The sequence below is a fragment of the Arthrobacter gandavensis genome (genome assembly GCF_039528575.1).
Taxonomy (GTDB): Bacteria; Actinomycetota; Actinomycetes; order Actinomycetales; family Micrococcaceae; genus Arthrobacter_B; species Arthrobacter_B citreus_B.
Map to the genome: position 1 here is coordinate 380,548 of NZ_BAAALV010000007.1, position 19,745 is coordinate 400,292.

The window sequence follows — 19,745 nt, forward strand, 5'->3', positions numbered from 1 at the left end:
ACGGGTAGGTTGAATGGAACCCGCACTAATGCCAAGGAGCCAAGCCAATGACCACTTTCCCCATGGGGCCTGCACTGCTGTTCTGCCCGGCGGACCGGCCGGAGCGATTCGAGAAGGCTGCCCAGCGGGCGGATGCCGTCATCCTTGACCTCGAAGACGCCGTCGCCTTTGAAGACAAGGAACAGGCCCGCGAGAACCTGGCGGCGTCGGCACTGGACCCGGACAGGACAATCGTGCGGGTAAACCCCGTCCACAGCACTTCCTTCCGCGCCGACATGGAGGCGCTCGCAGCCACCAATTACCGGTATGTGATGGCAGCCAAGGCCGAGGAGCCGGGCGAGATCGGGCACGCCCTGCGGCATGTCAGCGTCATTGCCCTCGTAGAAACCGCGCTTGGGGTGCTGCGCGCCGCGGACCTAGCCCGCGAAAAGAACGTCACCGCCCTGATGTGGGGAGCCGAGGACCTGCTGGCATCCCTCGGCGGTGAGTCCAGCCGCCGCTCCGACGGCAGTTACCGTCCCGTTGCAGTCCAGGCCCGTTCCACGGTACTGCTGGCAGCGGGTGCCTACGGCAAGGGTGCCATCGACTCCATTTACGGGAACATCGAAGATAGTGCCGGGCTAGAGGAAGAAGCGCGCGACGGCGCCGCGTCTGGATTCGCGGCCAAGGCCTGCATCCATCCGGGGCAGGTGGCAGCGGTTCGGGCCGCCTACGCCCCCTCCGAGGAGGACAAAGCCTATGCCCGTGAACTGCTTGCAGCAGCCCAGGGCCAGGGCGGCGTCTTCAGCTTCCGCGGCGCAATGATCGACGGCCCGCTGCTCCGCCAGGCTGAGCAGACCCTGCGCCGGGCGGGGATTCCGGGCTGACACGGAGCTAATTGCCCGCCCTGCGGGCCAGAGTTTGTGCGGGCAGGGGACGGCGCGGGGCGCAGCCGCTGATACTGGGGCTATGCGCATAGTCATAGCTGGAGCCCACGGGCAGATTGCACGCGAAACCGGCAGGCTGCTGGTGGCCGCGGACCATGACGTCGCCGGCCTGATCCGCAACCCGGACCAGGCCGCCGACCTTGAGGCAGACCGCGTGGCGCCGGTGGTCCTGGACCTGGAAAACAGCACGCTGGAAGACCTCACCCAGGTACTCACCGGAGCGGACCTCGCCGTGTTTGCGGCAGGAGCCGGACCGGGCAGCAGCATTGAGCGGAAGGACAGCGTGGACCGCGCCGGTGCCGTCCTGCTCGCGGAGGCTGCGGAGGCCGCCGGAGTCGGACGCCTGATCCAGGTGTCCTCTGCGGGTACCGATTCAGTAATCGGCGGAGCACGGCCCGAAGGCCTCCAGGACGGGATGTATGCCTACTTGGTGGCCAAACGCGCAGCGGAGGAAGACCTGATGGCGCGGACAGACCTGGACTGGACCATCCTCCGGCCGGGCACGCTGACCAACGGCGATCCCGTGGGGCTGGTGGAGCTGGCACCGGAAGTAGCGCCCAGCACCGTTCCGCGCCGGGACGTTGCAGCGGTACTGGCGGAGCTGGCAAAAACCGGCCGCGGCAGCGGGCAGGTCCTGGGGCTGGTCACGGGAACGGATCCGATACCGGACGCCGTGGCAGCCCTGCCGGTTGCGTTGTGACCGCCCCGGACGCTGCGTGAGGAAAGCGGCTGGGCTGTTGCCGCGGCTGACGCCGTGAGCAGGCATGGTGCGGGATACTGGTAGGCATGCAGCTACCTGAGCCCACCGAACCTGTAACAGCGGCAGCCAGTTCACGGCCGGATGCGTCCGGCAGCGGACGGATTCCCCGCCGGGTGGTCCTGCTGGGCTCCACCGGGTCCATTGGTACCCAGGCCATCGACGTCGCCGACGCTGCTCCGGACCGCTTCCGCATCGTTGCCCTGGCCGCCGGCGGCAACAACCTGGACCTGCTGGCGCGGCAGGCCGTCCACACCCGCGCCGCCGCCGTCGGCTGCGCCGCAGTGGACCTGGCCACACTGGAGGATGCCCTGCGCCGGGCCTGCGACGAGGCGTCCGTCACCGGTTATGACCCTGAACTGTTTGTAGGCCTTGGCGCGGCGACCGCCGTCGCAGCCTGGCCCGAGGCCGAAGTCGTGCTCAACGGGATGACCGGATCCATCGGCCTGGAGCCAACCCTGGCAGCCCTGGCGGCAGGGCACATGCTGGCCCTGGCGAACAAGGAATCGCTGATCGTCGGCGGCGCCCTGGTAAAGCGGGCGGCACGCCCCGGCCAGCTGGTGCCGGTCGATTCGGAGCACTCGGCGCTTGCCCAGGCCCTTCGAGCGGGTACATCCGATGAAGTGGACCGGCTGGTGGTCACCGCCTCCGGGGGGCCGTTCCGCGGCCGCCGGCGAGCGGACCTGGCAAACGTCACCCCCGAGCAGGCGCTGGCGCATCCCACCTGGAAGATGGGCCGCATGGTCACCACCAACTCCGCCACCATGGTGAACAAGGCACTGGAAGTCATTGAAGCCCACCTGCTCTTCGACGTTCCGCTGGAGAAGATCGACGTCGTGGTGCATCCGCAGTCGGTGGTGCACTCAATGGTCCAGTTCACGGACGGTTCCACCATTGCGCAGGCCTCGCCGCCGGACATGAAGCTGCCCATCGCCCTGGGCATGGGCTGGCCGGAGCGGGTCCCCGGCGCGGCCGCCCCCTGCGACTGGACCAAGGCCACCGAATGGACCTTCGAACCGCTGGACGAGGAGGCCTTCCCTGCCGTGCGCCTGGCCAAGGAGGCAGCGGCTTCCGGCGGAACAGGCATGGCCGTCTACAACGCGGCCAATGAGGAAGCCGTGGATGCCTTCCACGACGGTCTCATCGGATTCACAGACATAGTTGATACGATCGCCGCGGTCCTGGCCCAGCACGCCGAGTCCGGCGAACTGACACTGCAGTCAGTGCTGGCGGCTGAAAAGTGGGCCCGTTCCGCAGCCCGGGCCCGAATCGGCAGGGGCTAAGCAAGTGCATTCGAAGGAAGTCCGTTGAGCGTTCTACTTTTTATCCTGGGCGTGCTGTTCGTGGCCGCCGGCATCGCGGTTTCGATCGCGCTGCATGAGGTTGGCCACCTGCTGCCGGCCAAGGCGTTCAAGGTCCGGGTCACGCAGTACATGATCGGCTTTGGCCCCACTGTGTTCTCCCGCCGGCGCGGCGAAACCGAGTACGGCGTCAAGGCCCTTCCGCTGGGCGGCTACGTGTCGATGATCGGGATGTTCCCGCCCAACAAGGAAACGCACGACGGCGACGTGCGCCGCTCCAGCACCGGCATGTTCCAGCAGCTCGCGGTGGACGCACGCCAGGCCGAGACCGACCGGCTGGAACCCGGGGACGAGAACCGGGTGTTCTACAAACTTCCGGTGTGGAAGCGGATCATCATCATGCTCGGCGGGCCGTTCATGAACCTGCTAATCGGCATCGTGCTGTTCGCCGTGCTGCTGATGGGCTTCGGCAGTGCCCAGGCCACCACCACCCTCGCCTCCGTGAACGAATGCGTGATCAGCGGCAGCCAGGCAGCAGCCGGACAGACCGAGTGCGCGGATACCGACCCGGCAGCACCGGCCCACGAAGCGGGACTCCTGCCCGGAGACACCATCACCCGGTTCGACGGCCAGCCGGTCCGGGAATGGACCGAGCTCTCCGAGTTGATCCGCGAAGCCGCCGGGCGCAGCGTGACCGTGACGTACGAACGTGACGGCGCCGAGGGCGAAGCCAGCATCACGCCGCTGCTCACCGAACGTCCCGTCACTGCGCAGGACGGTACGCCGGTCCTCGACGATGACGGCAGCCCGCTGACCGAGGAAGTCGGCTTCATCGGTGTCGGTTCGCAGACTGCCCTCGTGCGCCAGCCGGCCACCGAGGTGCTGCCCATGGTGGGGGAGAATCTGCAGGGGATTGCCGGCGTCGTTATCAACCTTCCGCAGCGCATCGCGGATGTGGCACAGGCGGCCTTCTCCTCCGAGGAGCGTGACCCCAACGGACCCATGTCCGTAGTGGGCGTTGGCCGCATTGCCGGCGAAATCTCCTCCATGGAGGAATCCCCGGTGCAGAACCGGGTGGCCGTGCTGATCGGCCTCGTGGGCAGCGTGAACCTGGCGCTGTTCGTGTTCAACCTCATTCCGCTGCTGCCGCTGGACGGCGGACACGTGGCCGGTGCCCTGTGGGAGTCGCTGCGCCGGGGTATTGCCAAGCTGTTCCGCCGCCCCGATCCGGGGCCGTTCGACATGGCCAAGCTGCTGCCCGTCACCTACGCCGTTGCCGTGCTGCTGATGGGTATGGGTGCCCTTCTGATCTACGCGGACATCGTCAAGCCGGTCAGCCTGTTCTAGTTTCAAAAGAATCTGAAACCCATTTTGCTTGTAAATACATTTGCAATCGAATACGGTTTCAAGCATGTTCGTACTGACGATCGACCAGAAGGACAGCCGCAACACCTCTGACCGGGTGCCCGGACTGATTGAGCTGCTTGGCTCCGAGGAACTCGAGCTTCCGTTCGAGCGGACCGTGGGCGATGAGGTGCAGGGCGTTGCCTCTTCCCCGTCCGTTGCGGTCAACGCGGCCCTGCTGGCCATCCGCCAGGGCGGCTGGTCCGTTGGAATAGGGGTGGGCACTGTCGGCCTGCCCCTGCCGGCATCCTCCAGGGAAGCCGGGGGAGAGGCCTTCATTGCTGCCCGCGCCGCCGTCGAGCGTGCCAAGAAAACCGGTGACCGCCCGCCCCTCGCCGTCGCAGCTGCCCCGGAAGCAGGCGCCGGGGCCGCGGAAGCCGCCGCGCACGCCGAGGCCGTGCTGGTCCTTATTGCCGGCCTGGTCTGCAGCCGCAGCGAAGCGGAGTGGCGGATCCTCGAACACGTCGACCCGCATAAATGGGGAGCCCAAAGCGCCGCAGCACGTATGCTCGGGGTCAGTTCCCAGGCAGTGAGCAACGCCGTCCAGCGGGCCATGTGGCAGGAAGAATGGGCCGCACGTCCCGCAGCAGCGGTGCTTCTTGAACGGGCGGACCGGGCAGCCGGTTCCCCGCCGAGATAGCAGAAACTGCCCGTTACAGCGCCGAGACGTGCAGTTTCTGCCATCTCGAAGAAGACAAGGAGTTCCATGGACCTGCTCTGGATCGTGCTTGGCCTCGCGGCGGCCGCCGTCGGGGGCTGGCCGGTCACCAGCGGAGTGCTGAAACTGGCACGTGCGGTGGAGGCTTCCCGTCCCGCAGGGGACCCAGCCCGTGACCCGGCGGCGGACCAGGTCCACGACCTGGCCGCGGTGCCCGCGCTTCCCCCGCTGCCCAAGCGCCGGCCGCAGCCGGCAGGGCCCGTGATCCTGCGCGGTGGACTGGTTATCGGTTTCCTTGAACGACTGGCCGTGGCAGCCGCCGTCCTGGCTGATGAACCTGTTGCCATCGCGTACGTCGTCGCCATCAAGGGCCTCGGGCGGTACGCGGAACTGAAAGAGACCCCGGCCGCCGCCGAGCGCTTCATCATCGGCACCCTGGCCTCCATGCTGTGGGCAGTGGGCATTGCGGTTGCCGTACGGGTGGCGCTGCTGCACGGCTGACATCCCTTAGGGTGGGAATCATGAGTATTTTCGCAGTTGAGTACGTGTACGACGCCGAATCGGCAGCGGTGCGCGATGAGCACCGTCCCGCCCACCGCGAGTGGCTTGCTGCCCTGGTCGAAGAGGGCAAGGTCCTGGCCAGCGGCCCGTTCACTGACGGCGCCGGCGCGCTGCTTATTTTCACCGCCGCGGACGAAGACGAGCTGAACGGCCTGCTCAAGCAGGATCCGCTCGCCGTCGGCGGCGGCATCTCCGGGCTGAAGACCACCGAGTGGAAGCCGGTTACGGGTGCCTTCGCGCACCTTGCCGGCTAAGCCCTGAGTGATATTCCACCTGCCTGCGGCACGCGGTGCGGCGGGCAGGTGGATAATAGGACAGGCGCGCTTATCCCCGCCGCCAGAGACTAATAGCTGCCCGCAGGGCACATGGAGGATGTTTTGACCTCGGTCAACCTAGGAATGCCAGCAGCACCGCCGCCCGTCCTTGCCCCGAGGCGCAAAACCCGCCAGATCAAGGTGGGTTCAGTAGGCGTCGGGTCGGACTTCCCGATCAGTGTGCAGTCGATGACCACCACCCCCACCACGGACATCAACGCCACCCTCCAGCAGATCGCCGAGCTTACGGCGTCGGGCTGTGACATTGTGCGGGTGGCCTGCCCCAGCGCCGATGACGCAGCGGCACTGCCCATCATCGCCAAGAAGTCGCAGATCCCGGTGATTGCGGATATCCACTTCCAGCCGAAGTATGTCTACGCCGCGATCGAAGCAGGCTGCGCCGCTGTCCGCGTGAACCCGGGCAACATCCGCAAGTTTGACGACCAGGTCAAGCAGATCGCCAAGGAAGCCAAGGACGCCGGCGTGTCCATCCGGATCGGCGTCAATGCCGGCTCGCTGGACCCCCGCCTGCTGGCAAAGTACGGCAAGGCAACTCCCGAGGCCCTGGTGGAATCCGCTGTCTGGGAAGCCAGCCTCTTCGAGGAACACGACTTCCACGACTTCAAGATCTCCGTGAAGCACAATGACCCCGTTGTCATGGTCCGTGCGTACGAACTGCTCGCCGAGCGCGGCGACTGGCCCCTGCACCTGGGCGTCACGGAAGCCGGTCCTGCGTTCCAGGGCACCATCAAGTCCGCCACCGCTTTCGGTGCGCTGCTCTCCAAGGGCATCGGTGACACCATCCGCGTCTCCCTCTCCGCTCCGCCGGTCGAGGAGATCAAGGTGGGCAACCAGATCCTGCAGTCGCTGAACCTGCGGCCGCGGAAGCTGGAAATTGTTTCCTGCCCCTCCTGCGGCCGCGCCCAGGTGGACGTCTACACCCTGGCGGAGCAGGTCACCGCCGGACTCGAAGGCATGGAAGTGCCCCTTCGCGTAGCGGTCATGGGCTGCGTCGTAAACGGCCCGGGAGAAGCGCGCGAAGCCGATCTGGGTGTAGCCTCCGGTAACGGAAAGGGACAGATCTTCGTCAAGGGCGAAGTCATCAAGACTGTTCCGGAAGACCAGATTGTAGAGACCCTGATCGAAGAAGCGATGAGGATCGCCGAAGACATGGGGGAGGCCGATGGCGAGGATGCTGGCACGGGTGGCCCCATGGTTACCGTCGGCTAGGACGGAGAAGATGCGCAGCGGAAACATGACGGGAACGCTGCGCATCCTCGGTGCGGCCGATACCGCGGCACTCACTGAACTTGCAGCCGCAGACCCGGTGGCGAACACGTTCCTGCTTTCACACCTGGAAACCACCGGAACCGCTGCTCCGACGGCGGCCGGCGGCCAGGTGCTGGGGGTGTTCGACGGCGGAAAGCTCACCGCTGCCTGCTGGGTGGGGGTCAACGTTGTGCCCACCGGCGTCACGGCCGAAAACGGGCCTGAGATCGGTGCCTACCTGGCCAGTACCGGGCGCCGCTTCTCCTCGCTGTTCGGGCCGGCAGAGGCCGTACTGTCCCTCTGGTCCCAGCTGCAGCACACCTCCCCGCGGCCCTTCGACGTACGCAGCGACCAGCCGCTGCTTGAAATCGCGGGCCCCTCGCAGGTATCGCCGGCTCCGGGACTACGCCGTGCACGCCCTGCTGACCTTGACCGGCTGCTGCCTGCCTGCACGGCCATGTTCGAGGAGGAAGTCGGATACTCGCCCGTCGCCGGTGGAAGCAGGCATTATCGGCAGCGGGTTCTGTCGCTCATCCAGAACGGGCACTCTCTCGTGGAGTTCGATGCCTCCGGCCAGGTGATCTTCAAGGCAGAGCTTGGAACTGTCTCCAGCCGGGCTGTCCAGGTCCAAGGGGTCTGGATGAACCCGGCCTACCGCGGACGCGGCCTGAGTGCCGCCTACATGTCCGCCGTAGTCCAGTTCGCCCAGGAACTGGCTCCGCTGACCAGCCTCTATGTGAACCACTACAACGCCCCTGCCAGGGCAACCTACGAATCCGTGGGTTTCCGCCAGGTAGGCACCTTCGCGACCATCCTCTTCTAGGCACTGGCAGCCCGGGCAGCCAGGCACCCGGGCTGCCAGTGCCTTACTTTCCCCGCCGGCGCACCCTAGGCTGGGACGACCATGACCCGGACCCGACGCGCCGCCTGCCTGCTGGCCGCAGCCCTGCTGCTCACGGCCTGCTCCGGTGTGTCCGGGGAGGGCCCTGCCGCACCCTCGATTACTGTGCCGGCGGACGCGGGGGAACGGCTCCGGCCGGACCAGCCCCACGTTCCGGGCCGGAAGCCGGAAGCACCGGCGGTCCCGGACCGGAAACCGCCGGGACGGCGCCGGCTGAGAGCACGCCGCCAGGCCCAAGCCCGGAGACCGGATCAGCGGATGACGGCAGCCTCCCCGCCTTCAGTTCGGCCCGGCTCGAAGCCGCCGTCACGGCGGCCAACCGTTCCCTGGCACTGGGAGGCGAAGTCCTCAGCGAGGAAACACTCCGGTCTATGCTCCCCGGCACTGAATCCGCGCCAGGGGCCGAGGTGACCTTCGAGCCGGCCGCCTGCTCGGAAATCGCAGCCACCGCTGCGGTATCCGCCGTGCAGGACGCGTCGCTCGCCGGACTGGCATACGGCCGGGAGGCTGAAGCAGCCAGCGTCCTCAACGTTGCTGCCTACGCAGACGAGTCCGTCCTCGACACTCTGGATTACATTGACGAGGCAGTCCTGTCCGGCTGTGCGGAAGTCCGCATGACCAGGGACGGAACAACCGTCACGGTAACCAATACGCGCCTGGACATCACAACCGCTGCCGATCAGACGCTGGCACTGGACACCGTGGTCAGCGCGCCTGCGGGAGCCACACGGCTTGTGGTGGTCAGCGCCAGGTCCGGAAGCGTACGCCTTGTCGCGTCGCTGCCTGCTCCCCGGGACCCGCAGCGGGACGCAGCCGAAGCAGGCCTGCTCATCGACGCAGTCCTGGCGGAACTGGGGCTGGCATCCCCCTAGCCCGTACCGCTTCCGCCACGCGGCGGCCGTGTCCGGTGCATCCGGCGCCAGGGGCTAGATTAGTAGGGAGAAACTTCTTACTTAGGTGCAGCCAACGCTGCAGAAACGGATTCGACGCGTGGTCCTTCGACTTTCCACCCTTTTCCTGCGCACCCTGCGTGAAGACCCGGCAGACGCCGACGTCGCCAGCCACCGGCTGCTGGTCCGTGCCGGCTACATCCGCCGCGCCGCACCCGGCATCTACTCGTGGCTGCCCCTGGGCCTGCGCGTGCTGGGCAAGGTGGAGACCATCATCCGTGAGGAAATGGCCGCCATCGGTGCCCAGGAAGTCCATTTCCCGGCACTGCTGCCCCGTGAACCCTACGAAGCATCCAACCGCTGGACCGAGTACGGGGACAACCTCTTCCGCCTCCAGGACCGCAAGGGCGCAGACTACCTGCTGGCACCGACCCATGAGGAAATGTTCACCCTCCTGGTGAAGGACCTCTACAGCTCCTACAAGGACCTTCCGGTCTCGCTGTTCCAGATCCAGAACAAGTACCGCGACGAAGCGCGGCCGCGTGCCGGCCTGCTCCGCGGCCGCGAGTTCATCATGAAGGACTCCTACTCCTTCGATATTGACGACGAAGGCCTGGAAGCCAGCTACCAGGCCCACCGCGGCGCCTACCTGCGCATCTTCGAGCGCCTGGGCCTCGACGTCGTTGTTGTCTCCGCCGTTTCCGGCGCTATGGGCGGCTCCAAGAGCGAGGAGTTCCTGCACCCGACCCCGGTCGGTGAGGACACCTACGTCCGTTCGGCCGGCGGCTACGCGGCGAACGTCGAAGCCGTCACCACCGTGGCACCGGAACCGGTCGACTACAGCGGCGCCCCCGCAGCGCAGGTTGTGGACACCCCGGATACCCCCACCATCGACACCCTGGTAGCGGACGTCAACGCCCGCTTCCCGAAGGACGACGGCGAGTGGACGGCCGCAGACACGCTCAAGAACGTTGTCCTGGCCGTGACCCTGCCCACCGGTGAGCGGCAGATCGTCGTCGTTGGCGTTCCGGGCGACCGCGCCGTGGACCTCAAGCGCATCGAAGCCAACATCGGCTCGCACCTTGAAATGTCCGGGGAGCTCGGTGTTGAGGCCGCTACGGACGAGGACCTCAAGAAGCACCCGGGCCTGGTCAAGGGCTACATCGGCCCGGGACTGACCCTGGACGAAGCCGTGCTGGGAACGGAGTCGGCAACCGGCCTGCTCTACCTCGTGGATCCCCGCGTTGTTGCAGGCACGGCCTGGATCACCGGAGCCAACACACCCGGCAAGCACGTTATTGGCCTGGTCGCTGAACGCGACTTCGGCTGGGACGGCGTGATCGAAGCCGTTGAGGTCCGCGAAGGCGACGAGGCGCCGGACGGATCCGGCCCCCTGGAAGCGGCCCGCGGCATCGAGATGGGCCACATCTTCCAGCTTGGCCGCAAGTACGCCGAAGCGCTGGGACTGAAGGTCCTGGACAGGAACGGCAAGCTGGCCACCGTGACCATGGGATCCTATGGCGTGGGTGTCACCCGGGCCGTCGCAGCCCTGGCCGAGTCCAACCGGGACGAGAAGGGCATCATCTGGCCGCGCGCCGTTGCGCCCGCGGACGTGCACGTGGTGGCCACCGGCCGCGGAGACGAGATCTTCGAAGCCGCGGCAAAGCTCTCCGAGGATCTCGAAGCAGCCGGACTGGAAGTTATCTACGATGACCGCCCCAAGGTTTCCCCGGGTGTGAAGTTCGGTGATGCTGAACTGATCGGTGTTCCCACGATCCTGGTGGTTGGCCGCGGCCTGGCGGACGGCGTCGTCGAAATCAAGGACCGCGCCACCGGTGAAGCTGAAAACGTTCCGGTCGCCGAGGCCGTGGAGTACGTGCTCCGCGCTGCCCGCGGCTGAGCCGTAGGTGGTCTCGGGGCTTGAGGACATAACGCTCGCCACCATCGCCCTGGTGGTGGTGGCGGGCCTCGCCGCAGGCTGGATTGACGCCGTCGTGGGCGGCGGCGGGCTGCTCCAGCTGCCGGCGCTTCTCCTCGTGCCCGGAATCTCTCCCGTGCAGGCCCTGGCGACCAACAAAATGGGTTCCGTCTTCGGGACCACCACCAGCGCCATCACCTATTACCGGCGTGCCCACCCGGACCTGAAAACGGCGCTGCCCATGGCCGGGGTGGCGTTGGCGGGAAGCTTTGGGGGAGCGGTGCTGGCGGCTTCGCTTCCGTCCTCGGTCTTCAAACCGATCATCGTGGTGGCGCTGATCGTCGTCGCCGTCTTCACTGCCACGAAGCCCACCGTGGGGGAACTGACCAACCTCCGGCACTCCGGGAACCGGCACTACGTCACGGCCGGGGCAATCGGTGCCGTGATTGGCTTTTATGACGGGCTGATCGGTCCGGGAACCGGTTCCTTCCTCATCATCGCCATGGTGACCCTGCTCGGCTACAACTTCCTGGCAGCCAGCGCCAAGGCGAAGATCGTGAACATGGCAACCAATATCGGCGCGCTGGCGTTTTTCCTGCCGCACGGCTCCCTGTTGTGGGGCCTTGGCCTGATTCTTGGGCTGGCCAACATGACCGGCGGCTACATCGGTGCACGCATGGCGGTGAAGAAGGGCAGCAAATTCATCCGCATCGTGTTCCTGGTGGTGGTGGGTGCGCTGATCATCAAACTCGGCACCGATGTCTGGATGGAAAACTTCCAGGGCCAGCAGCCGGGGACCTAGGCGGCCGGCAGTTCACTCACCGGCGGCAGCCCGGGATGGGTCTTGCCGGCCAGCGCCGAGGCGACCCACACCGAGCGCTGCGCATCGGCGGCCATTCCGTCACGAAGATAGTCCAGCGCGTTGGCCACTTCGCGCAGGATGCTCCACTCAGCCGCGGCGCCGGGATCCAGTCCGCCGGCTTCGCAGAGACCGTGCAGCCGCTGCACCAGGGAACGCTCCGGGGCCACTGCTGCCAGGTCCCCAAGCCGGTTCCACAGCATAGGTGCCACGGCGTACTCGGCCTCCCCGCAGACGGCCTGCGGATCGATGGCTGCCCACCCGCCGTCAGGCCGGGCAAGGACGTTGCCGAAGTGCAGGTCAGCGTGCGCCAGCACGTCCCGGCTGCTGCGCCGGCCCACCGCCCCGCGGGTCTGGCAGACGGCCAGTGCTTCCTCCAGCAGCCAGCGTTCGAATGGCTGCCCCAGCGCCTCCCACTCGGCCGGAAGCTCATCGGAAAGCTGCTCGGCCCTTTCAGCGGCGGAAGGTATGGCGGCCCATTCCGGTTCCTCCGATTCGGGGATGCCGAGCTCGCGGACCAGCCTGCCCCAGACGTGGATAGCCTGCGCAATGGGCACCTGCAGCAGGGTTTTTTCCGGGTCCAGCCGTTCGAGCAGCAGCGCGCCACCTGCTGTGTCCCGATCCAGGAGGCGGACGGCGCCGCGTCCGGCCCAGAGCTGGAGCGCCGGCGCTTCGGATTCCGCCTCCGGGTGGGGGAACGGCAGTTTCAGGACGGCTGGGGTTCTGTCTGCGGTAAGGACCGGCACCACCAGTGCGCCATGGCCGTGCCAGCTGTGCGCTGCTGCTGAGTCATCCGGGATGAGTCCGAAGGATGCCAGGGCATCGTCCACCAGGCCCGGCAGGCTTTCGACCCAGTTCCGGCCTTCGCGTGAGCGCAGGTAACGCCTGCGCAGGGCTTCGGGTACTACGACGGCGGATGCCATAAAGATGCCTCCTGCGGGCTGGGGGTCCGTGGCGGGCGCTGCCGGCGTGCGGCAACCTGCTGCGGCCACCAACCCAGCCTAGGGTGCCGGTGCCTGCCGTGCCAGTGCGCAGCACCCCTGCCGCGGCTGTGCCAACCTCCAGCGAAGGAAACCTGCGCCGCTGTGCCCCGGCATGGACTTTCACCCCTCGGCGGGCGGAACCGGCCTAGCCTGCAGCCCAGGGGAGGTGCGCCGGCACGGCGTCGAGCCCGGGGGCGGGCGGGATCTCACTGGTGGAGTACAGCAGCAGGGAAGTTGCCACCAGGCGGTCAATTGCCCAGGAGCGCACGGCCCCGTCGCTGCTTCCGGCCAGGTCAGCGTAGAGGTGCGGCATTGTCTCTTCCAGTTCCCGGAGGGAAGAGACTGGATCGGCCAGGAACCCCGGGTCCAGGGACCACGCGGGCAGGGGAGTGACTTCGGGCAGGCACAGGTCCGGCAGCAGCCGGACTGCTTCCCGTCCGGCTTCCAGATGGGCTTTTCGACGCTCAGTTGGTGGTTGTCCCAGAACCGTGAAGCCGCTGCCGGCCTGGGCCTGGGCCACTTCGTAGCCGTAGGCTGCACCGTATTCGGCATTTACCGCGGCCTGCAGCGATTCGGCGGCACCCGGCCGGTCCCGAAGGACGGCGCGGTCACCGCTGGAGCACTTGGGCAGGTCGGAGTCCTCAAGCACGGGTGTCCAGCCGGAGTCCTGCAGCTGCCCCAGGGGTTCGCCAAGGGCACGCGCAGCACGATCGGCCAGCAGTAGCTGCCCCGTACCGGTGGATGCAAGCAGGCGCGCTGTCCCGTAGTCTGCCCGGCCGGCTGCGGCCAGGTTCTTCCGGGCAGATTCCAGCAGCGCCCGGGGATAGGACTGCGTCTGGGGAGCGGCTGATTTCTGCGCTGCCGCGGTCCCGCCCGGGCTGGTCAGCAGCAGCGCCTGCTGATTCAGGATGTTGGCCGCGGACTGCAGTTCGGCAGCCGAGCCGGGGTCAAGGGAGGCCGCCAGCGAGTCAGCTTGGGCGGCAAGGACGCGGGACGTGGCGAACGCCTCATTCAGCGCCTGTTCGGAAAAGGACCGGGGGCGTTCCGGTTCGGCCCCGGAACCTGCTGTCAGGCCCAGCGAGGCGATCACGCAGGCCAGGAGCCCCAAAGCGAGGGTACGCCGCAGGAAGCCGGCAACAGCAGCAGCCCTGGAGGGGCGTGTGCCGGGCCGCTGCGGGACGTTCGGGGGCTTCTCCACAACACTCGATCATGCCACGAACGGGCCCCCACCTGCGGCGGTGACCCGGGTGCCCGGGAAAAGTCGGTAGTCTAGGAGCTACAACAACATCTAGTGGGAGGCAGTAATGGCGGGTCGCCCCAGCCCTAAAAAAGACACGTCGTCTAACTACCGCAAGGACGCACAGCGCGCCGAGGTTGCTGCGGAGACGCAGCGGCTCAAGGACTATCTGGCTCCCACAGTTGCCGGTGAGAACCTCTTCCTGGAGGACATCGAGATCAAGATTGCCGGCGCCCACCGGACCGTCCACGTCATCGTGGACCTTCCGGAGACCGAAAGCGGCGGCGTGAGCCTGGACCGGATCGCGGATGTATCCCGCGTCCTCTCCGATGCCATGGATGCGGATCCGCAGGACGACGGCCGTCCCTACAGCCTTGAAGTGTCTTCCCCGGGTGTCTCCCGCCCGCTGACCGAACGGCGGCATTGGCGCCGCAACAAGGGCCGGATGGTGTGCGTCACCCCGGTGCGCGGCGACGCCGTAACCGGCCGCCTCCTGGAGGTTGATGATTCGGGCATCACGCTGGTCCCCGAACTCGCGGTCAAAAAGGGAATGAAGCCCAAACAGGGTGAAAAGCTGCATCTGGCGTTTGACCAGATAGCCAAGGGACGGGTCGAGGTCGAATTCGCCCACCTTGAGGACGAACCGGCTGGCGAGGACGCCGACGGAATTAACAGCACAGCCGAGGAGGCCTAAATGGATATTGATATGAGTGCGCTGAGGCTGCTGGAAGCGGAACGCGAGATTCCGCTGGACAAGCTGATCCCCACGATTGAGCAGGCACTGCTGGTTGCCTACCACAAGACGACGGGCTCGCAGGAAAAGGCCCGGGCCGAACTGGACCGCAAGAGCGGCCACGTGACCATCTGGGCAACAGAGCTCGACGACGACGGCGAGGCCGTGGGCGAGTTCGACGACACCCCGGCAGGATTTGGCCGCATCGCTGCCAGCACCGCACGGCAGATCATCCTGCAGCGCCTGCGCGACGTGGAGGATGACAACATCCTGGGCGAGTTCAAGGGCCGCGAAGGCGAACTCGTCTCCGGCCAGATCCAGCAGGGCAACAACCCGCACATGATCCAGGTCAACCTTGGCTCAGTAGAAGCCCTGCTGCCTCCCACCGAACAGGTGCCCGGGGAGAAATACCTGCACGGCTCACGTCTGCGTGCCTTCGTCGTCGACGTCCGCCGTGGTTTCAAGGGCCCGTCCATCACCCTTTCCCGTTCCCACCCGGGCCTGGTGCGGAAGCTCTTTGAACTGGAAGTACCGGAGATCGCAGACGGATCGGTGGAAATCGTTGCCCTGGCACGCGAAGCCGGCCACCGGACCAAGATCGCCGTAAAGGCGAATGTTCCGGGCATCAACGCCAAGGGCGCCTGCATCGGTGAGATGGGCTCGCGCGTGCGTGCCGTCATGACCGAACTGCATGACGAGAAGATCGACATTGTGGACTTCAGCGAAGACCCCGCAACGTTTATCGCCAACGCGTTGTCGCCTTCTCGGGTAAACTCGGTCACCATCACCGATGCGGATACCCGCTCGGCCCGCGTGGTGGTGCCGGACTACCAGCTCTCCCTGGCTATCGGCAAGGAAGGGCAGAATGCCCGCCTCGCCGCGAAGCTCACGGGCTGGCGGATCGACATCGTTTCCGACGCAAAGTCCGCCTAGCATCCCTGCCCGGCGGGCAGGGATGAAGGCAAGAGAATAGAAACGCGGTAGAATGTACATGGCCGGGTCACCGTCCGCCTTCCAGCAACCGCAGGAGCCCGTGGAATCGGTGCGGCCTGCGGCAGGATCGGCGCATGTTCCACAGCGGACATGCATTGGCTGCAGGAAGAAGGATGACCAGGCCGTGCTGATGCGGCTGGCGCTGGAATCAGGAGACGGCAGCAACGCCGTCCTCGTAGATGAGAGCCGCCGTATGTCTGGCCGGGGCGCCTGGTTGCACCCCGACACAGCATGCCTCGCAACAGCTGTGAAACGCCGTGCTTTCGGCCGTGCCTTCCGGGCGCAGGCTGATCCCTCGGCAGTGGAGCAGTGGTTCGAAGCTCAAGAGGCGGGTCCCACCCGGAACCCCCTCGAAACCGTCCAACCTGAAAGCGGGTCAGAAATCTGATGGAAACCCGATGAGTACCCAGCGATGAGTACTTTGTTGTGCTCTGTGATGGGCCCTGCTGCACCCGCAGCGGAAGCCCGCAGCAAATAGACGGTTCGTGCCTGGCTCGGTGCGGACCGAGACAGGAGAAATGTGGCCAAGGTCCGCGTACACGAGCTCGCCAAAGAGCTCGGCATTACCTCGAAGGACGCAGTCGCAAAACTGCAGGAACTGGGCGAATTCGTCCGGTCGGCGTCTTCAACCATTGAAGCGCCCGTAGTCAAGAAGCTGCGCGGGGCATTCCCCGACGCAGCATCCAAGCCGGCGGCAAAGCCGGAAACCTCTGCTCCGCGTCCGGCTGCTCCGGCACCGGCAGCCCCCGCAGCGAAGCCTGCCGCAGAAGCTCCGGCTCCCGCTGCAGAGAAGCCCGCTGCTCCGGCACCGGCGGCCCCCGCCGCACCTGCGGCACCGGCTCCGGCACCGAAGGCTGAGAGCAAGCCCGCAGCCCCGGCACCAGCCCCGGCTCCCAAAACCGAGGACAAGCCTGCCGCTCCGGCAGCACCGGCTGATTCCTCTTCAGCACCCCGTCCGGGTGCGCCGCGGCCCGGAGCTTCCGGCCCGCGCCCCGGCAACAACCCGTTTGCAACGTCCCAGGGCATGCCGCGTCCCCGTGGCCGCGGTGAGGGAAACGGCCAGGGCGGTCCCCGTCCGGGCAACAACCCGTTTGCAACGTCCCAGGGCATGCCCCGTCCGGGCCAGCGCCGCGACGAGTCCGAGCGCACCGGAACTCCCGGCGCAGCAGGACCGCGTCCGGCGGCCGGCGCAGGCGGTCCCCGTCCCGGCGCACCCCGTCCGGGTGCACCGCGTCCGGGCGCGCCCCGTCCGGGTGCTCCGCGTCCCGGCGGCGCCGGCGGAAACCGTCCTACTCCGGGCATGATGCCCAACCGCACTGAGCGGCCCGCAGCCCCGGCACGTCCGGGTGCAGGCGGACCCCGCCGTGGACCCGGCGGAGCGCCGGGTACCGGCGGCGGTCCCGTTGGCGGCGGCTTCGGCAAGGGCGGCCGCGGACGCGGCGGCACTGCCGGTGCTTTCGGCAAGGGCGGCGCAGGACGCGGCAAGCAGCGCAAGTCGAAGCGGGCAAAGCGGCAGGAACTGGAGCAGATGTCAGCTCCGTCGCTGGGCGGCGTTTCGGTACCCCGCGGCGACGGCAACACTGTTGTCCGGCTCCGCCGCGGCGCGTCCATCACGGACTTCGCTGACAAGATTGAGGCAAACCCGGCAGCACTGGTCACCGTGCTGTTCCACCTCGGTGAAATGGCAACGGCCACCCAGTCGCTGGACGAAGAGACGTTCGGTGTTCTCGGTGAAGAGCTGGGCTACAAGATCCAGGTTGTCTCCCCTGAAGACGAAGAGCGCGAGCTGCTTTCCAGCTTCGACATCGACTTCGAGGCCGAGCTGGAAGCCGAAGGCGACGACGAACTCGAGGCACGTCCTCCGGTAGTCACCGTCATGGGCCACGTTGACCACGGTAAGACCCGCCTGCTTGACGCCATCCGCAACACCAAGGTTGTTGAAGGCGAAGCCGGCGGCATTACCCAGCACATCGGTGCCTACCAGATTGCCTTCGAACACGAAGACACTGAGCGCGCCATCACCTTCATCGATACCCCGGGCCACGAAGCGTTCACCGCCATGCGTGCCCGTGGCGCGAAGGTCACCGATATTGCTGTCCTGGTTGTGGCAGCGGACGACGGCGTTATGCCGCAGACCGTTGAAGCCCTCAACCACGCACAGGCTGCAAATGTGCCGATCGTGGTTGCCGTGAACAAGATCGACAAGGAAGGCGCCAACCCGGAGAAGGTCCGCGGCCAGCTGACCGAGTACGGCCTGGTTCCGGAAGAATACGGTGGCGACACCATGTTCGTTGAGGTCTCGGCACGCCAGAACCTGAACATCGATGCCCTGCTCGAGGCAGTGCTGCTCACCGCGGACGCTGCCCTGGACATGCGTGCCAACCCGGACAAGGACGCTCGAGGCATTGCCATCGAAGCGAACCTGGACAAGGGCCGCGGCGCCGTCGCGACCGTCCTGGTCCAGTCCGGTACGCTGCGCGTCGGTGACACGATCGTGGCGGGCACCGCCCACGGCCGCGTTCGTGCCATGTTCGACGAGAACGGCGACGCCGTGACCGAAGCCGGACCTTCACGTCCGGTGCAGGTCCTGGGCCTGTCCAACGTCCCGCGCGCAGGTGACACCTTCTTCGTGACCGATGACGAGCGCACTGCCCGCCAGATCGCCGAGAAGCGTGAAGCTGCCGACCGCAACGCCGCACTGGCCAAGCGCCGCAAGCGCATTAGCCTTGAGGACTTCGACCAGGCTGTCGCTGACGGCAAGGTCGACACCCTCAACCTCATCCTCAAGGGTGACGTGTCCGGTGCCGTGGAAGCCCTGGAAGACTCCCTGCTCAAGATCGACGTTGGGGACGGCGTGCAGCTGCGCGTTATCCACCGCGGCGTCGGTGCCATCACGCAGAACGACGTCAACCTGGCGACCGTGGACAACGCGATCATCATCGGCTTCAACGTCAAGCCTGCCGAGCGCGTGGCCGACCTGGCCGAGCGCGAAGGCGTGGACATGCGCTTCTACTCCGTCATCTACGCAGCAATCGATGACATTGAGCTGGCCCTCAAGGGCATGCTCAAGCCGGAGTACGAGGAAGTGCAGCTCGGTACCGCCGAGGTCCGCGAGGTCTTCCGCTCCTCCAAGTTCGGCAACATTGCCGGCTCGATCGTCCGCTCCGGTGTCATCCGGCGCAACGCCAAGGCACGGGTCACCCGTGACGGCAAGGTCATTGGCGAGAACCTCACCGTTGATTCGCTCAAGCGTTTCAAGGACGACGCCACCGAAGTCCGCACGGACTTCGAGTGTGGTATCGGCCTGGGGTCGTTCAACGACGTCAAGGAAGGCGACATCATCGAGACCTTCGAGATGCGCGAGAAGCCGCGGGTCTAGTACCCCGGCCAGGGGCCGCCGTCCGCGGCGGCCCCTGCCTGCGGGCCTTTGCGGCCCGCTCCGCCCCGGCCAGCGCGGCAGCCTGCGCTGGCCTGAGGCATTTCAGCGCACGCAGGCGGCCTTCACCGGCCGCCCGCGGAGCGAACCATATCTTTAGCTAAGGAGAGGTAATGGCAGATCCAGCACGCGCTGCGAAACTCGCTGACCGCATCAAGGTGGTAGTTGCCCAGGCGCTCGAGCGGCGGATCAAGGATCCCCGGCTGGGATTCGTGACCATCACCGATGCCCGCGTCACCAACGACCTGCAGCACGCCACCGTCTACTACACCGTTTTCGGGGACGAGGCCCAGCAGGCCGACACGAAGGCTGCCCTTGATTCCGCCCGCGGAATCCTGCGTTCGGAGGTGGGCAAGAACATCACCGTCCGGCTCACCCCGACCCTGGAATTCGTCGCTGACGAGATCCCGGTCAACGCCAGCCACCTGGAGGAACTGATCCGGGAAGCCAAGAAGCGCGACGAGGAACTCGCAGCGCTGAAGCAGGGGGCCGCTTACGCCGGCGACGCCGATCCCTACCGCCGGGATGACGACGACGACGAAGAGGACCTGCAGGACGCACCGGCTGAGGACTCGGACGCTCGGAGCTAATCCTGCATCAACCGC

19 protein-coding genes are annotated in these 19,745 nt (G+C 66.7%); 17 read left to right on the forward strand and 2 right to left on the reverse strand.

Annotated elements, in window-relative coordinates:
• Nucleotides 1-47 precede the first annotated feature (47 nt).
• The 12 genes from ABFX29_RS15230 to ABFX29_RS15285 all read left to right on the forward strand — a co-directional run bounded on the left by ABFX29_RS15230 (nt 48) and on the right by ABFX29_RS15285 (nt 11,701).
• The gene (locus ABFX29_RS15230) at nt 48-866 is read left to right on the forward strand and encodes an HpcH/HpaI aldolase/citrate lyase family protein (protein ID WP_152228503.1); all 819 of its coding nucleotides are present in this window, start codon (nt 48-50) and stop codon (nt 864-866) included.
• 82 nt (nt 867-948) lie between these two features.
• The gene (locus tag ABFX29_RS15235; RefSeq protein WP_152228502.1) at nt 949-1,626 is read left to right on the forward strand and encodes an SDR family oxidoreductase; all 678 of its coding nucleotides are present in this window, start codon (nt 949-951) and stop codon (nt 1,624-1,626) included.
• 86 nt (nt 1,627-1,712) lie between these two features.
• The gene (dxr, locus tag ABFX29_RS15240; RefSeq protein ID WP_152228501.1) at nt 1,713-2,966 is read left to right on the forward strand and encodes a 1-deoxy-D-xylulose-5-phosphate reductoisomerase; all 1,254 of its coding nucleotides are present in this window, start codon (nt 1,713-1,715) and stop codon (nt 2,964-2,966) included.
• Nucleotides 2,967-2,990: 24 nt separating this feature from the next.
• Nucleotides 2,991-4,331 carry a M50 family metallopeptidase gene (locus ABFX29_RS15245; RefSeq protein WP_152228500.1) on the forward strand — a complete coding sequence of 447 codons (1,341 nt, stop codon included), beginning with the start codon at nt 2,991-2,993 and terminating at the stop codon, nt 4,329-4,331.
• A gap of 64 nt (nt 4,332-4,395) precedes the next feature.
• Nucleotides 4,396-5,028 carry a MarR family transcriptional regulator gene (locus ABFX29_RS15250; RefSeq protein WP_152228499.1) on the forward strand — a complete coding sequence of 211 codons (633 nt, stop codon included), beginning with the start codon at nt 4,396-4,398 and terminating at the stop codon, nt 5,026-5,028.
• 66 nt (nt 5,029-5,094) lie between these two features.
• The gene (locus ABFX29_RS15255; RefSeq protein WP_152228498.1) at nt 5,095-5,547 is read left to right on the forward strand and encodes a hypothetical protein; all 453 of its coding nucleotides are present in this window, start codon (nt 5,095-5,097) and stop codon (nt 5,545-5,547) included.
• A gap of 20 nt (nt 5,548-5,567) precedes the next feature.
• A complete protein-coding gene (locus tag ABFX29_RS15260) occupies nt 5,568-5,861 on the forward strand; it encodes a YciI family protein (protein WP_152228497.1) in 294 nt (97 codons plus the stop codon).
• 123 nt (nt 5,862-5,984) lie between these two features.
• Nucleotides 5,985-7,151 (forward strand): flavodoxin-dependent (E)-4-hydroxy-3-methylbut-2-enyl-diphosphate synthase, encoded by a 1,167-nt coding sequence (ispG, locus tag ABFX29_RS15265; protein ID WP_055240429.1) that lies wholly within the window; start codon nt 5,985-5,987, stop codon nt 7,149-7,151.
• 10 nt (nt 7,152-7,161) lie between these two features.
• Nucleotides 7,162-8,013 carry a GNAT family N-acetyltransferase gene (locus ABFX29_RS15270; RefSeq protein WP_246167558.1) on the forward strand — a complete coding sequence of 284 codons (852 nt, stop codon included), beginning with the start codon at nt 7,162-7,164 and terminating at the stop codon, nt 8,011-8,013.
• Between the two features lie 38 nt (nt 8,014-8,051).
• Nucleotides 8,052-8,963 (forward strand): RAD23 family protein, encoded by a 912-nt coding sequence (locus ABFX29_RS15275; protein ID WP_152228496.1) that lies wholly within the window; start codon nt 8,052-8,054, stop codon nt 8,961-8,963.
• A 118-nt stretch (nt 8,964-9,081) separates the two neighbouring features.
• Nucleotides 9,082-10,881, forward strand: a complete 1,800-nt coding sequence (locus ABFX29_RS15280; RefSeq protein WP_152228495.1) for a proline--tRNA ligase — start codon at nt 9,082-9,084, stop codon at nt 10,879-10,881.
• Nucleotides 10,882-10,888: 7 nt separating this feature from the next.
• Nucleotides 10,889-11,701 carry a sulfite exporter TauE/SafE family protein gene (locus ABFX29_RS15285; protein WP_152228494.1) on the forward strand — a complete coding sequence of 271 codons (813 nt, stop codon included), beginning with the start codon at nt 10,889-10,891 and terminating at the stop codon, nt 11,699-11,701.
• Here the strand turns inward: ABFX29_RS15285 and ABFX29_RS15290 are convergent.
• Together ABFX29_RS15290 and ABFX29_RS15295 are read right to left on the reverse strand one after the other, a co-directional pair.
• Nucleotides 11,698-12,750 (reverse strand): aminoglycoside phosphotransferase family protein, encoded by a 1,053-nt coding sequence (locus ABFX29_RS15290; protein WP_246167556.1) that lies wholly within the window; start codon nt 12,748-12,750, stop codon nt 11,698-11,700. The two genes, ABFX29_RS15285 and ABFX29_RS15290, sit on opposite strands and share 4 nt — an antisense overlap.
• A gap of 136 nt (nt 12,751-12,886) precedes the next feature.
• Nucleotides 12,887-13,939 carry a DUF4439 domain-containing protein gene (locus ABFX29_RS15295; protein WP_152228493.1) on the reverse strand — a complete coding sequence of 351 codons (1,053 nt, stop codon included), beginning with the start codon at nt 13,937-13,939 and terminating at the stop codon, nt 12,887-12,889.
• 106 nt (nt 13,940-14,045) lie between these two features.
• Here ABFX29_RS15295 and ABFX29_RS15300 point away from each other — a divergent pair, with 106 nt between their 5' ends.
• The 5 genes from ABFX29_RS15300 (at nt 14,046) to rbfA (ending at nt 19,730) form a co-directional block, all read left to right on the forward strand.
• Nucleotides 14,046-14,672 (forward strand): ribosome maturation factor RimP, encoded by a 627-nt coding sequence (locus ABFX29_RS15300; protein WP_152228492.1) that lies wholly within the window; start codon nt 14,046-14,048, stop codon nt 14,670-14,672.
• Entirely contained in the window at nt 14,673-15,644 is a 972-nt protein-coding gene (gene nusA / locus ABFX29_RS15305) for a transcription termination factor NusA (protein WP_152228491.1), read from the forward strand.
• 58 nt (nt 15,645-15,702) lie between these two features.
• Nucleotides 15,703-16,092 (forward strand): YlxR family protein, encoded by a 390-nt coding sequence (locus ABFX29_RS15310; RefSeq protein WP_211372395.1) that lies wholly within the window; start codon nt 15,703-15,705, stop codon nt 16,090-16,092.
• Between the two features lie 132 nt (nt 16,093-16,224).
• Nucleotides 16,225-19,083 (forward strand): translation initiation factor IF-2, encoded by a 2,859-nt coding sequence (gene infB / locus ABFX29_RS15315; RefSeq protein ID WP_152228489.1) that lies wholly within the window; start codon nt 16,225-16,227, stop codon nt 19,081-19,083.
• Between the two features lie 170 nt (nt 19,084-19,253).
• Nucleotides 19,254-19,730 carry a 30S ribosome-binding factor RbfA gene (rbfA, locus tag ABFX29_RS15320; RefSeq protein WP_152228488.1) on the forward strand — a complete coding sequence of 159 codons (477 nt, stop codon included), beginning with the start codon at nt 19,254-19,256 and terminating at the stop codon, nt 19,728-19,730.
• Nucleotides 19,731-19,745 lie beyond the last annotated feature (15 nt).